Genomic DNA, 14,909 nt, shown 5'->3' with positions numbered 1-14,909 from the left:
TTTTCGCTTTTTAATTATTTATTCTAATCCTTCTAAAAATCCAGTATGCGTTACTTTTCTATTAAATGAATTATCAAATAACAAAGGCCAATCGACTCTATTAAATTGATTTAAAATCCATGATTCATTGTCTTTAATACCCCAAACTGTTATGGCATACTTATAAGTTGTAGGAATAGCATTATAGACTTCAACTACTTCTCTGTATTTCATTTTTTGAGCTGATTTTCTTTCTGGTGTTAAAGTATTTAATACTTGGCTATCATTAGAATTAGCTCTCACATCTAATTCTGAAAAATGAAGTTTTAAATTTCTAGCTAGTACTTTATCAACATCCGTTTGTAGTTCTTGTTTGGTAGGACTATCATATTTAATATGCATTTGAAGACCAACACCATCAATTGGCACATTATTAGCTTTTAAATTATCTATTAAAGCATATACATCATTTTGTTTAGAAATATCAGTAGATGTATTATAATCGTTATAAAACAGAAGCACATTCGGATCTGCCTCTCTTGCCCATTGGAAACATTTTGCAATATAATTAGCACCCATTTTTTGAAGAAAAATAGTATTTCTTGTTCCTCCTCCATCGTTAATAGCTTCATTTACCACATCCCAAGAAGTTACTTTTCCAACATATCTAGTAACAACTGCAGTAATATAATCATGAACTAACTGTTCAAATTCAGCATCAGTTCCTGTATAAGAATTCATCCAACTAGGTACCGAACCGTGCCATACTAGCGCATGACCGTGAACATTTATATTGTTCGCTACTGCATAATCTACTATGGCATCAGCTTGCGTCCAATTATAAGTACCAGGTCCTGTAAAAATGCTTTCCATTTTCATTTCATTTTCAGCGGTTATACTACTAAATTCTGTCGTTATTAGTGTATTATATGCCCCAGACAACCTACTTGAACTTACCGCAGCACCTACAAAAAAATTATTTGCTGCTTTAACTTTCAAAGGCGTATCTGGATTTACAAATGTTCCTGAAGTAATTACAGAAATCACATTAGAATAGTTAGATACCTCTGTTCCTCTTGCAGCTCTTACTCTGTAATAGTATTGTGTTCCACCTGTTAAATTCATAACGATATCATTTAAATCATTTACTGATTTTGCATTATAATTAGTTACAAAATCAGTAAAATCAGGAGACAGAGAAACATCTAATAAATAATTTTGAGCTGAGGAAACAAAATTCCATTTGGCTTTAAAACTAGCATCAGTAATTTCTGTTGCTGGATTTGCCACTGGAGTAGCAAGTATAGCGGAGCTGGGAGTGTCGTCTTTAGAACAGGCATTCAAAAAAAAGACTATTCCTGTACAAATGAGTACAAATTTTTTTTTCATAAGTAATTTATTTATTCTTTTCAAAATTGTTTTTTATTTAAGTTATTGGCTTTATTATAGTATTTAGTTAGTGCTTATAAGTATTTATTTTATAGTAGGAACTATATAATTTTAGAAAAAAGTTGTTATTTTATAACAACTTTTTTCTAAAATTAAAACTAACTCTAACATTTCTACTCCATATATTTTATTTTAATGTTGTCAAAGTTCAATACCGTTGGATTTGGTGTATTATTTTGAACCACTCCAATTTTAATTTCATTGATTTGTGAAGGATCTGGATCACCGTTTGTATTGGAACCATATCCATAATCATCACTAAAATCAGAAAGTAATAAAGAATAATTAGTCCAATTGGTATCTGTTACTATAAAGTTATATCCATAATTAACACCACCAATAGTATTAAGTTGAATGGCTACATGAGCACCAATATCATTAGCGCTTATATCTAAATCGATGTATCCTTTTTCTCCATCAGTACTAGTAGCACTTAAGAAATTTGCACCTCCACCTCCACTTGTGCCATTATAGCCATTTGTATTTGCTCCTGACCAAGTTAGTGTTGCATAATTACCTGTAGGTCCTCCCATAGTATTAGCATTAAAAGTAGCTATATCACCATAAGAACTCCAACTAGTTCTTTCTCCGCCTCCATCAAAATCAGAAACATTCACTATGGTAAATCCTAAACTTACATCCATAAATCGTGTAGCAGATCCACTTGGAGTAGTAACAACTAAATCAGCACCGGTAGTTGCTGTGGCTGGAACAGTAATTGTTATTTTAGTCGCTGAATTTACCGTATAATTAATTTGATTACCATCAAAAGTCACGCTAGTCACATCATAAAACCAATCTCCATTTATAGTTGCTGGCTGTCCGACTAAAGGGGTTTCTGGATTAAATCCACTAACAATTGGGAGCGGACGTAAAATTTCAAAATCTTTAGTTACTGAACCATTTCTAGTAATAAAAGTGATAGGTTGCACCCCAAATCTACTTCCTTGAGTTATATCAAAAGGAACGGTAAAAATAAAAGACTTATCTGAATTATAAGTTGGGTTAAAACTTACATTAATTCTATTATCCAACACTATTTGTTCTAGATCTGAAAGTCCTTGACCTTCTACTCTTATTTTACTAAAAGGAAAAGCTTCATTTAATAAATCTCCTGGTTCTGAAACCATTGCATCTACTTGTACAACTACATCATCATCATTTTGACATGCCATAAAAGAGGTCAAGATCAAAAAAGACAAGAATATATATTTAATTTTATTCATAATAATATTATTAGTTAAAGTTATAAGGAACAGGTGGTTCTGTTAATGAAGGATTAGTATCAATTGCTGACTGTGGCAATGGTAATTCAAAATAATTACTACCTGGAGTAATCATTGTAGATACTAAAATTGTTCTTTCATCATCGGAATAAAAACCAACTTCTTGTTGTGAAATAATTGCTATAGCTTCACTTAAACCTCTACGTTTTAAGTCAAAGAAATATTGCCCTTCAAGAGCGAATTCAATTCTTCTTTCTTTGAATAAATCATCTCTAGTTAAAATAGTTTTAATTGGCAAACCAGCTCTTATTCTAACTTCATTATAAGCATTTAATGCCGCTCCATCTGTAGTAGAATTTCCTCCTGCTAACTTTGCTTCTGCATACATTAGCAAAATATCTGAATATCTAAGAATAATTGTATTTTGAGAAGTTCTCATAAAAAAAACATCGTTTCTTTCTGCTGCTGAACCTACAATGTACTTTCTAAAATTAGCAGCAGTTGCTGAATAGATTTTTTCATATGTAAATCCACCGCTAGAGCTTAATAATTCAGGATAGAAGTCACCATCAGTCATAATAGTATGCTTCTTTCTTAAATCCCCATTTTCAAAACCATTTTGCAAAGATATTGACGGTAGATAAACACCCCATCCATCACCACCACCTGTTATTCCTGATCCTGCAGGAACGATATAGGCTTGATTGGTGTTTTGTGTTCCCCATTGTGTAGCAATAGCTTTCCATTGTAAAGCGAACAAACTCTCAGAACTATTATTATCCTCTGGGCTACTAAACATTTTCCCATAATCTTGAATTAGAGAATATTGTCCACCCATGACTTCCTCAATTAGACTTGCACATTCTGCATATTCATTTAAAGTTAAATGGACTTTAGCTAAAATACCTTTAGCAACTGTTTGATTCACATATCCTCTCTTTACAGACGTTTCAGGTAAATTTTCAATTGCATATTGCAAATCCAATTTAATAAATGTGTACACATCTTCAATAATATTTCTTTTAGGTTGCGAAGCCGAACCCGCATTAGCGACAATAGGTACAGCTCCAAAAGTTCTAACTAAATAGAAATAAGCATTGGCTCTCATAAATCTCGAAATAGCTATTGAGTTTTTATATGATGCCTCAGGCAATTCATCCTTTCTCTCTTCAACCAAACTCATAAGATTATTGGCTTGATCTATTACTGAGAATAAGGAAACATATCCTTCTGTTAATATAGGATTTTGTGAGGTTACCTGAGCTTCTTTAAATTGCTGAAAGGCACCATCAAAAGTAAAGGCATTTCCTGCATACATATCTCCCACGGCAATTAAAAATTTATCATTAAAAGCAAACCAAGGCTTGAAATACATACTTTCTGCAATTCCATCGAAAGGGGTAACACCTTCAGGTAAATCAGCAGGTGTTAATTGATTTTCAGATGGAGCATCTAGAAATTCATCTGAGCAAGATAATAAAGACACTAATGTTATCAACATTACTATCGATAAAGGTTTTATAAAAATTTTCATAACATATAATTTAAATATTTGAATATCATAGCTTTACATTCTTTAAAATTGTGCTTTTTATTACTAATTCTAAAATTCTAAATTTAGCCCTAATGATGTTGTTCGTGGGACAGGATATCTCCCTAAATCAATACCATTTAAAGTTACATTTTGATCAAAATTTCCTAACGCTGGATCAAATCCTGAATATTTTGTAAATGTGTATAAGTTTTGAACATTGACATAAAGTCTAGCTTTCGAAAAAATTGATTTACCAAATATTTGAGTAGGTAAATCATACCCTAGTGAAATATTTTGAATTCTTAGATAAGAACCATCTTCAACAAATCTATCAGAAACTCTACCATTTCCATTTGGATCTGTTAAAGTAATTCTAGGAACATTAGTATTTTCATTTACACCCACTTCAAATGCATTTAATACTTCAGTACTCACATTTCCAAATCGATCTCCAAAACCAGGATATATTCCATCAGTATAATGACGTGTGAAATTATAAATTTCGTTTCCTTGACTTCCTTGAAGCACAATAGATAAATTAAAATTTTTGTATTTAAAATTATTAGATATCGAATAGGTAAAATCTGGAATAGCGCTTCCTATAGGAGCTTGATCTTTAGTGTCAATTTTACCATCACCATTTATATCTTTAAATCTAATATCTCCAACAGCAGTTCCAGATTCTTGAATAGGACCAACAGCTAATTCTGCATCATTTCTAAATAACCCATCTGTTACATAACCATAAAATTGTCCTACAGGTTCACCTTCAGTAGTTCTAGTGATTGTATATAAATCAAATTGAACTTTTCCTAATAAAGATTTTCCTTCACCCTGAAAACTTGTTAACTGGTTCGTGTATTTAGAAAAAATTACTGTAGTATCCCACTTAAAATTTTCATTGGAAATATTAATAGTATTTAATGATACGTCTATCCCTTTTGTCTCAATTTTACCAGTATTTAAGTAAAAATTAAGTGCACTTTGATTAGACTCGTCATTTATTTGTTTGGTTAAGAAATCAGAAGAGTTTTTAATATAAAAATCAAAGTCAATTTTTATAGCATCATTAAATAATCCCATTTCAAAACCTGCATTAAACGATTTGAGAGATTCCCATTTTATGTCTGGATTCCCTAAATTATCAATAGTTGGAGATGTCCCTCCAAACGGTGATGAAATTAAAGACAATATAGTTTCATATCTATTTGCTGGAATATTTTGATTTCCTACAGAACCATATCCAACTCTATATTTTAAATAATTTATAGTTTCTTTTAATGGTTCAAAAAAGGGTTCATTACTCATTGTCCAACCTCCAGAAACAGATGGGAAATACCCCCATTTATTATTAGGACCAAAATTAGAAGAGGCATCAGCTCTTAATGAAGCAGAAAAAGAATATTTATCAGAAAAACTGTAATTTAATCTTGAAATATAAGAGGTCATTGACCATCTACCTGATCCATTTCCATTAATTGCAGTATCAATATCACCAATGTCTAAATTATCAAAATCATTGCTCAAAAATTCTCCTGACCTGTAACCACTTAAGTATTCATATCTACTTTCCTGAGCTTCTTGACCAAATAAAAGTGTAAAATTATGATCTTCATTTACAGTTTTACTATAGGTAAAATAATTTTTAATATTCCAATAAAAACTTTGATCTTGTTGTTTAAATGATTTATTTAAAAGTTCTGAAACATTACCTAAAGTATATTTAGGTGCAAATGATTTACTTTTTGCAAAATTCAAATCATACCCTAATTCTGATCTAAAAACTAAGCCTTTCAACAAATTAATATCTGCAAAAAGATTACCATTTATTTTATATCTCTGAGTTGTTGCATTATTAAGTTCTGCTAAAGCAATTGGATTTGAAGCTTCATTTGCAGAGGTACCTACGTTGCCAGTAGGTCCAGCAAAAGAACCATCAGGGAATCGAACTGGTAATTCTGGTGATTGTCTTAAAGTATTCATTACTAAACCTCCTCTGTCATCGTTTCTTACCACTCTTTGTGAAGACTTGCTTAGCGACATGTTATTTCCTATTTTCAACCATGATTTTACATTACTATCTACATTCAATCGTAATGATAATCTATTAAAATCAGAGTTTAATACAATTCCTTCTTGATCAAAATAATTTAACGAAGTATAATAGTTAGTTCCTTCTTTTTCTCCAGAAAAAGACAATTGATGATTATAGATAGTTGCAGTTCTAAAAAGTTCATCTTGCCAATTAGTACCATTACCTAATAAATCAGGTCTTTGGTATTGAAATGGTATAGGTTCTCCTGATAATTGATATACTTTAGTTTGATATACCGCATATTCTGGTAAATTTAGAACATCAACAAAATTAGTAGCTTCTTGAGTACCAATATAAGTTTCATAAGCTATAATTGATTTTCCTTTTTTTCCTTTTTTAGTAGTAATTAAAACCACTCCATTTGCTCCATTTGCTCCATAAATTGCTGTTGCTGAAGCATCTTTCAAAATATCTATAGATTCAATATCTGATATATTTAAACTAGCCAAGGCTGAGTTTTTAGTCTGTCCGCTTCCTCCACCTAACGCACTGAATGAAAAAGAATCATTATTTCTATCTGCAAATACTGGAGTTCCATCTATTACATATAATGGTTCATTTCCATTTATTGATGTTATACCTCTAATTTGAACAGAAATTCCTCCTCCAGGTGTTCCTGAATTTTGAGTTACATTTACACCAGCCGCTTTCCCAATCAAAGCTTGATCAATAGAGGTAAATGGTTTATCTTGTATTTCTGAAGCTTTGATAGATGAAATGGCACCAGTAATGTCTTTTCTTTTTGTAGTACCATAACCGATTACGACAACTTCTTCTAGTGCTTGTGCATCTTCAAACATAGCTACTTCCATTGTAGAACCTATTTTTGCAGGTACTTGAATGGTTTTAAAACCTACATAACTGAAAGTAAGCGTAGCACCAGCAGGAACATTACTTAATGAGAATAAACCGTCAAAATCGGTATTTGTTCCATTATTAGTACCGTCCACTACTACACTTACACCTGGTAAAGAAAAACCTCCTGATGTTACTTTACCTTTCACTGTTTGTGCAAAGAAAAAATTTCCCGATAGAAACAAAAATAGAAACAGTAATTTTTTTATTAATTTTTTCTTCATAAAAAGGATTGTTTAGATTTAGTTTTTAGTTAATTGTAATTTTAATTAATAAAATATTTAAAAAAACATTGTTATGTAACACTCCTTTTTATAAAGCATAATTGACAATGATTTTTGTTAAATATTTCTTAACTAAATTACTCTGAATGCAACAAAATTGATAGAACAAATGATGCGTTTTATAGTAAATTTGATGCAAAAAAGCTTCAAAATGGAGTATTAGGATTGTGGATATAGTTATTTATCGAAACAAAAAATAAAGTATTCATAAAAATTAACTTAATTTTTTTTTATAACTATAAATAATTGAAAAAATCTAGTTTTATTAAAAAAAGAACTGGTCTTTATTTTTTAAGATAAATAATTGATAGTATCATTTTTAATTAACTTTAAACAAGTATTCTTAATCTCTAAAGTTTTTCTCTTGTGTAGGAAGGTGACCGTATTTTACTTTGTAACATTTAGTAAAATATGAAGGAGAAGTAAAACCAACTTTATAACTAATTTCATTTATATTATTATCACCTTGTTCAATTAGATATTTAGCTTTTTCTAAACGAACATTTCTGATAAACTCATTGACGGAAACTCCTGTTAGTGTTTTTATTTTTCGATACAACTGACTTCTACTTAAAAAAACTTTTGAAGAAAGTAGTTCCACATTTAATTGAGATTCGCTTATATTTTCATTGATTAGATTTAAAATTTTTTGAATGAATTCTAAGTCTAATGTTGTCGTTTTTTCTTTACCTTGTTTTGTAATTCCAGTATATAACTTATTAAAAATAATTTGTCTACTAGTAATAAGCTGAGCTAAACTTGATTTTAAAATATCCATATCAAATGGCTTACTTAAGTAGATATCAGCTCCTGAATCAATTCCTTCTAAACGGTCTTTTACCATAGCTTTAGCAGAAAGCATTAATAAAGGTATATGACTTGTTTTTATATTGGTTTTAACTTTTTTACAGAAATCCAATCCATTCATTACAGGCATAATAACATCTGTAATTATTAAATCTGGCAGCTTAGAAACAGCCAATTCATATCCTTTTTTACCATTCTCTGCAACGATAATCTTGTATTGCTTTTTTAATTCGCTCTTTAAATAATTTCTTAATTCTGAATTATCTTCAACAATCAAAATAGTATGTTCTTTTTTAATTTCGACTTCATCAATCTCAACATTATTGATTTCTTCAAAAGATTCTGTTTGGAATTTTCTTTTTAAACTTCTCTTTTCAAAAGGTTCTTTACAAATTTGATTTTCTTCAAAATACTCTTTTCCTATTGGAAAAGTTACTGTAAACTTAGTTCCAACTCCTAACATACTTTCAACATCAATCTTCCCTTTGTGCAACTCTACAAATTCTTTCACCACTTCTAAACCAATTCCTGTACTACCATAATAGGCTTTATTCAAATTATTAACTTGATAAAAACGATCAAAAATTCTTTTTAAATCTTTATTATCTAAACCTGAACCAGTATCTTCAATAGCGATAGAATAAGTGGATACTTTTTGAGTTTCCGCATTTAGCAAAAACGTATCTTGGGTGAGTTCTTGTTTCTTTATAGTTACTATAATAGTACCTCCATCTGGTGTGAATTTAAAAGCATTTGAAATAATATTGAAAATAATTTTTTCAAACATTTTTGGATCCAACCAATCTTCTAAAGTTTCTTCTGAGCATTCAAATGAAACGGTTATGTTTCTAACCAAAGCTTCTTCATCAAAATAACTAATAATTTCTTTTACAAAACCTATAACTTCAAATTTACTTACTTGCAGGGAAATTGTATTAAATTTTAGTTTATTAAAATCCATTAACTCGTTAATCAATCTAGAAAGTCGATCAGAACTTTTATGAATCGTTTTCAATTTATTGTAAACTGTACTAGACAATTCTTGGCGTTTGTTTTTTAATATATCTTCTAAAGGATTGATAATCAAAGTAAGAGGTGTTCTAAATTCATGAGAAATATTCGTAAAGAACTGTAATTTTTTATTGTTTAATTTTTCAATTTGAATTGTTTTTTCACGCTCTAAAATAATAGCCTGCTTTGCTTTGAATCGGTTTTGATAAAATCTAACGATATAAAAAGAAAATAATCCTGTAAGAATAAAATAAACCACATACGCATAAGAAGTTTTCCACCATGGAGGCAAAACTGTAATCTTTAATTCTAATGGTTTTTCATTCCAAGAACCTGCTCTATTTCCTGATTTTAATTTAAATGTATATTCTCCAGGTTCCAAATTAGTATAGGTAGCTGATCTATTATTCCCTACATAATTCCAATTTTCTTCAAAACCTTCTAAATAATATGCATATTCATTTTTTCTAGAATTATTATAATCTATTCCCGCATATTCAATTGTAAAAACTGATTGTGAATGTTTTAGTGTAACATGATTCGTTTCAGTAATAACTTTAGTTAACGGAGATTCATCCTCATTTGGAGTTACCGATTTATTAAACAATTTAAAATCACTAAAATACAAAAGAGGTTCTTTTTCTGCTTTAGTAACTTGATTTGGGTCAAAATAATTCATCCCTTCATAATTACCAAAATACAATTCACCATTATTCCCTTTAAACACAGCGTTATTACTAAACTCATTTGATAAGAGACCATCTTCAACTGTAAAATTTATACTTGTTTTATTTTTAATATCTAATTTAGTAATTCCTGAACCTCCACTAATCCATAAATAATCGTGATCATCTGCTATGATTGCTCTTACCGATTTTTCCTTTAGACCTGGAAAATCAGTATAGTTTGAAAATGTATTGTTTTTTTTATTATAGCTAAATAATCCTGCTCCATCTGTTCCTACCCAAATTGTTTTGTCATTTGATTCATATAATGACAAGATTGTATGAATGCTATTGTGTTTTTTTAAATCTTTCATCATTAAATTTTTCATGGATTTAACTTGAAATTCAGATTCTTGTTTTAAACTTACTTCATATAATCCTAAGATAGTTCCTACCCATAACACATCATCAGAATCAACCAAAAGTTTTCTTATATAGGATAAATCCAATTCACTTTCCACAAAAGATTTAGACTCGCAATGAAAAAATTGATTTTGAATGGGATCATAATAATGCAATCCTTTAATAAAAGTCCCTATCCAAATCCTTCCTTTAGAATCCTCAGTAAAACAAAAAATACGATTTGATTTAAGTGTAGGTGTATTACTTACGTTATAATTTACAAAAGCATTCGTCCCATTTTTTAAAAAATACACCCCTTGATTCCAACTTCCCACCCAAATATTTTGCTTACTATCAATAAAAATAGTTTGTACGTCATTTGCATCTAAACCTGAATAGTAATTTTGATTTTTTTTATTAACTTGGATAAAAGTTTTATCGACAGGATTGAAGATATCTATTCCACCTCCTTCGCTACTGATTAATAATTTCCCAGATTTATCTTTTACTACAGAAGTTACTGAACTCGTTTGTAAGGAATTTTCATTGTTTAAAATAGACTCTACTGCCTTAAACTTAGCATTTGGCTTATCAAACACACCAAATCCTTTATTGTAATATCCTAACCAAATTCTATCCTCTTCATCTTCGTACAATGACCAAACAGAATTTGATTTTAAGCTGTTATTATTGTATTTACTATGCAAATACTTTTGTTGAACTTCACCATTATAATTTACAATAATTAATCCATGATTTTCAGTACCACAAATAATAAAATTGAGATTACTTTCAATAATTGATAATATTTTATTTGTAGTTATTGGAAAAACTTCAAATTGATAATTATCATTGTCAGGTTTCATTTTTATTAACCCATCTGAAGTAGAACCTAACCAAAGATACCCTTGTTTGTCAACAACTAAAGTTTCAATAGTTTCATAAATGGGCTTTTTTTTGAATTTATCTTTATAAACCTGAACTACTTTATCATTTGCATCTAAACTTAATAAGCCATAATTTGAAGCAATATAAATAGTCCCATTTTTCTTTTTAGCTAGGTAGTTTATTTGAGAATCATTTTTTGCTAATAAACCATTTCTAATTTGAGTTGTTTGAAGTGTTTTAAGGTTCACTTTTAAAATACCGTATCCAAAAGTTCCCAGAATTAAATTGCCATTATTGTCTTCAATTATGCTTTTAACAGTTATTGGTTCATTATACCCTTTAGCGATAACTTCTTCAATATTAATTTTGACAAAACTATCTAAATCTCTGTTATATTTACAAAGACCTTCATCCGTTCCTACCCATAAATTATTATGAGTATCAACATGCATACTATAAATTAAATTACTATTTATTGAACCTTCATTTTTAGCATCATATTCATAGCCTATATAATTAAAACCATCATATTTAAATAAACCAGCACCATTAGTTCCAATCCAAATAAAGCCATACTGATCTTTTATGATTGTTGATATAGCTCTTTTTGAAGTTGCTTCCTTTATACTTCTAAATTGATAATTTTCAAATTTATTTTGAGAAAATAATAAATTTACCAACGTTAACAAGAAGATTACTAAATATTTGATTTCTTTTTTAGACATTTATAAAATTACCATTTATCTTAATTTGATTTCAAAAGTAAAATATATTGTTAAAATATATGTAATATTCAAAAAAAATTAAGACCTATATTTATATTGTATTAAATTTAAAAACTCTAGTATTTAAATAAATCTTATTGAGCATTAAAATAGCATTTGAAAAATGAGAATCATTAGGTGCGTCAGGATAATTTTGAGCTTCAAAACAAATTGCAGAATAGATTATTTGAGAAAAATTTGATTTAAAAGACATATTAGGAAATTGTTTAGGAGTATAAACTACTAATATTGGTTGATTGCTGAATATTTTTAATTCTATTCCGCTTTCTTGAGCATATAAAGTTGTTTTACATGACGACAAAACTGAATTTTCTGTTACCTTCTCTATTATCCAATATTTTTGATCAAATCCATTTCCTCCATGAAGATTCACTCCATTTTTATGTGGAATTTTATCTTTTTTATCTTTAATTTTGAAACTTATTTTAGAAATTCTTCTTGCATACCTTCTAATACTGTTTATTTTTTGAATATGTTTTTTATATACTCCTCAGGATGTTCAAGTTCAACAATTACATCTACTTTATCACCATTCTATCTGAAACTAACAAATTGATTATTGTTGCTCCAAAATGGATAACACATAGTTCCGTTTTTTGTTATTAATGGTGATTACCCGAAGTTTATTGATACTCATAAACAATTATTTCAATTCAAATCTATCTACTAATCCTTCTACGGAACTACCTCCAACCATAATATTAAAAAGACCTGATTCAACGTTAAACTTTCCATTATTATCATAAAAACCTAACTCTTTATCGGTTAATTCAAATTGAATTATTTTTGTTTCTCCTTTTTTCAAGAATACTAATTCAAACCCTTTTAATTCTTTTACAGGCCTTACAATACTCGCTACTGGATCATTAACATACAATTGCACTACTTCTTTACCATCAAAATCACCTGTATTGGTTACCTCAACAGATAATAATATTGTTTCTCCTTTTTTAGGCGTTAAATTATTTATTTTTAAATTTTTATATTGAAAAGTAGTATAACTCAACCCATATCCAAATGGATACAAAGGTGTTTTTTCAACATCGTTATAATGTGACCAAAACACATTATCATCTTTATCTGTTGGTCTTCCCGTATTATATAAGTTATAATAAATAGGACATTGCCCTACATTTCTAGGAAAAGACATTGGCAATTTCCCACTTGGATTATAATCTCCATACAAAACTTCAGCCACTGCATTTCCAGTTTGAGTACCTAGTTGCCAAGCTTCCACAATTGCTGGAACGTTTTCAGCAGCCCAAGGAATTGAAAGTGGACGCCCATTATTTAAGACTAAAACAATATTAGAGTTTACCTTATAAATTTCCTCTAATAGTTGCTGTTGGTTTCCAGGTAAACCTAATTCAGTTCTACTTCTTCCTTCACCACTTTGAAAACCAATTTCACCTAATACCATTACCACAATTTCTGCTTCCTTAGCAGCTTTTTTAGCAGCTTCAAATTCAGAAAAATCAGTGTAATTTATTTTCACTTCTTGTACAAATAACTGTTTTTCTTTAGAAACATCGGTTCCTTTCTCATAAACAAGTTTATTACCTTTATATTTTTGCATTCCTTCTAATACCGAAATTGCTGTATCATCATCTGCTGCAATTCTCCAACTCCCTAAAGGACTGTTTTTATCACTAGCTAATGCCCCAATAAGAGCAATTTTAACTCCTGTTTTTTTCAATGGAAGTAAATTTCTTTCATTTTTCAATAAAACAATGGATTTTTTTGCCATATCCAATACAGCCTCGTTATTTGATTTATTACCAATAGTTGCTTTTTCACGATTTTCATCACAATATCTATAAGGATCATCAAACAAACCAAGTTCAAATTTCACTCGTAGTATTCTTCGCACTGCATCATCTACCAAACTCTCATTTACTGTTCCGTTTTTCACTAACTTAACTAATTCTGTTACATACAAATGAGATTCCATATCCATATCAGAACCTGCCTGAACTGCTTTAGCAGAAGCATCTGCTCCATCAATAGCATATCCATGAGCTATCATTTCTCTTATAGATGCCCAGTCAGAGACCACAAAACCACTAAATTTCCAATCTCCTTTTAAAACCTCTCTTTGTAGAAAACTATTTCCAGTTGCTGGCACACCATTTAAGGTATTAAATGAATTCATAAAAGTACGAACACCCGCATCGACAGCCGCTTTAAAAGGAGGCAAAACAGTATTGTATAATTTTGAAGTACTAATATCAACACTATTATATTCTCTGCCTGCTTCAACAAAACCATAAGCTGCAAAATGTTTTGCACAGGATGCAATCGTATTATTTGCTTCTAATTTTTCACCTTGAAATCCTTTTACCCTTGCTTCAGCTATTAGGCTTCCCAAATAAGGATCTTCTCCAGCACCTTCCATAACTCTTCCCCATCGAGCATCATTAGAAATATCTACGTTGGGTCCGAAAGTCCAATTTAATCCTGATGCTGAAGCTTCGTCTGCTGCTACACTCGCTGATTTTTTAATAGCTTCTAAATCCCAACTTGCAGCTTCCGCTAATGGAATTGGACTTAATGTTTTATATCCATGAATAACATCAAAACCAAATAGTAATGGAATTCCTAACCTAGTTTCCTCTACAGCAATTTTTTGAACAGCTCTTACTTCCTTGACTCCTCTTATTGTTAACATAGACCCAACCCAACCTCGCTTCAAATGATTATATTTTTCCTCTTCAGAACCTGATTCTGGTTTTGGACCAGTAAAATCCCAAGTTCCGTTATATTGATTCATTTGACCTACTTTCTCTTCTAAGGTCATTTCTTTCATCAAAAGAGTTATTCGTTCTTCTATTGGCAGTTTTTTATCCAAATGTTTTTTAGTTTGTGCATTAGCCATAAACATTGAACTAAATAATAGTATCGTAAATATTCTATTTTGTTTTCTCATTTT

General features: G+C 29.8%; 7 protein-coding genes. All 7 read right to left on the bottom strand.

Features of this window, described 5'->3' with window-relative positions; all coding sequences use genetic code 11:
* Positions 1–18: 18 nt before the first annotated feature.
* A complete protein-coding gene (locus ACULEV_RS01915; protein WP_445456999.1) occupies positions 19–1,368 on the bottom strand; it encodes an endo-1,4-beta-xylanase in 1,350 nt (449 codons plus the stop codon).
* 173 nt (positions 1,369–1,541) lie between these two features.
* Positions 1,542–2,654: an IPT/TIG domain-containing protein gene (locus tag ACULEV_RS01910; RefSeq protein WP_445456998.1), complete on the bottom strand. Its 1,113-nt coding sequence runs from the start codon at positions 2,652–2,654 to the stop codon at positions 1,542–1,544.
* 10 nt (positions 2,655–2,664) lie between these two features.
* A complete protein-coding gene (locus tag ACULEV_RS01905; protein ID WP_445456997.1) occupies positions 2,665–4,188 on the bottom strand; it encodes a RagB/SusD family nutrient uptake outer membrane protein in 1,524 nt (507 codons plus the stop codon).
* Positions 4,189–4,257: 69 nt separating this feature from the next.
* Positions 4,258–7,362 carry a SusC/RagA family TonB-linked outer membrane protein gene (locus ACULEV_RS01900; RefSeq protein WP_445456996.1) on the bottom strand — a complete coding sequence of 1,035 codons (3,105 nt, stop codon included), beginning with the start codon at positions 7,360–7,362 and terminating at the stop codon, positions 4,258–4,260.
* Positions 7,363–7,765: 403 nt separating this feature from the next.
* Positions 7,766–11,920 carry a hybrid sensor histidine kinase/response regulator transcription factor gene (locus tag ACULEV_RS01895; protein ID WP_445456995.1) on the bottom strand — a complete coding sequence of 1,385 codons (4,155 nt, stop codon included), beginning with the start codon at positions 11,918–11,920 and terminating at the stop codon, positions 7,766–7,768.
* 91 nt (positions 11,921–12,011) lie between these two features.
* On the bottom strand, positions 12,012–12,353 hold the full coding sequence (locus tag ACULEV_RS01890) for an aldose epimerase family protein (protein WP_445456994.1): 342 nt from the start codon (positions 12,351–12,353) through the stop codon (positions 12,012–12,014).
* Positions 12,354–12,623: 270 nt separating this feature from the next.
* Positions 12,624–14,906 carry a beta-glucosidase BglX gene (gene bglX / locus ACULEV_RS01885; protein WP_445456993.1) on the bottom strand — a complete coding sequence of 761 codons (2,283 nt, stop codon included), beginning with the start codon at positions 14,904–14,906 and terminating at the stop codon, positions 12,624–12,626.
* Positions 14,907–14,909 lie beyond the last annotated feature (3 nt).

Source organism: Flavobacterium sp. HNIBRBA15423, assembly GCF_052655965.1.
Note: the sequence above shows the minus strand (reverse complement) of the source record. Positions and strands in the feature narration are given on the sequence as shown.

Bases quoted from the DNA above. Each gene is read 5' to 3' on its own strand.
- ACULEV_RS01915 (WP_445456999.1), bottom strand. From the start codon at position 1,368: ATGAAAAAAAAATTTGTACTCATTTGTACAGGAATAGTCTTTTTTTTG.
- ACULEV_RS01910 (WP_445456998.1), bottom strand. From the start codon at position 2,654: ATGAATAAAATTAAATATATATTCTTGTCTTTTTTGATCTTGACCTCT.
- ACULEV_RS01905 (WP_445456997.1), bottom strand. From the start codon at position 4,188: ATGAAAATTTTTATAAAACCTTTATCGATAGTAATGTTGATAACATTA.
- ACULEV_RS01900 (WP_445456996.1), bottom strand. From the start codon at position 7,362: ATGAAGAAAAAATTAATAAAAAAATTACTGTTTCTATTTTTGTTTCTA.
- ACULEV_RS01895 (WP_445456995.1), bottom strand. From the start codon at position 11,920: ATGTCTAAAAAAGAAATCAAATATTTAGTAATCTTCTTGTTAACGTTG.
- bglX (WP_445456993.1), bottom strand. From the start codon at position 14,906: ATGAGAAAACAAAATAGAATATTTACGATACTATTATTTAGTTCAATG.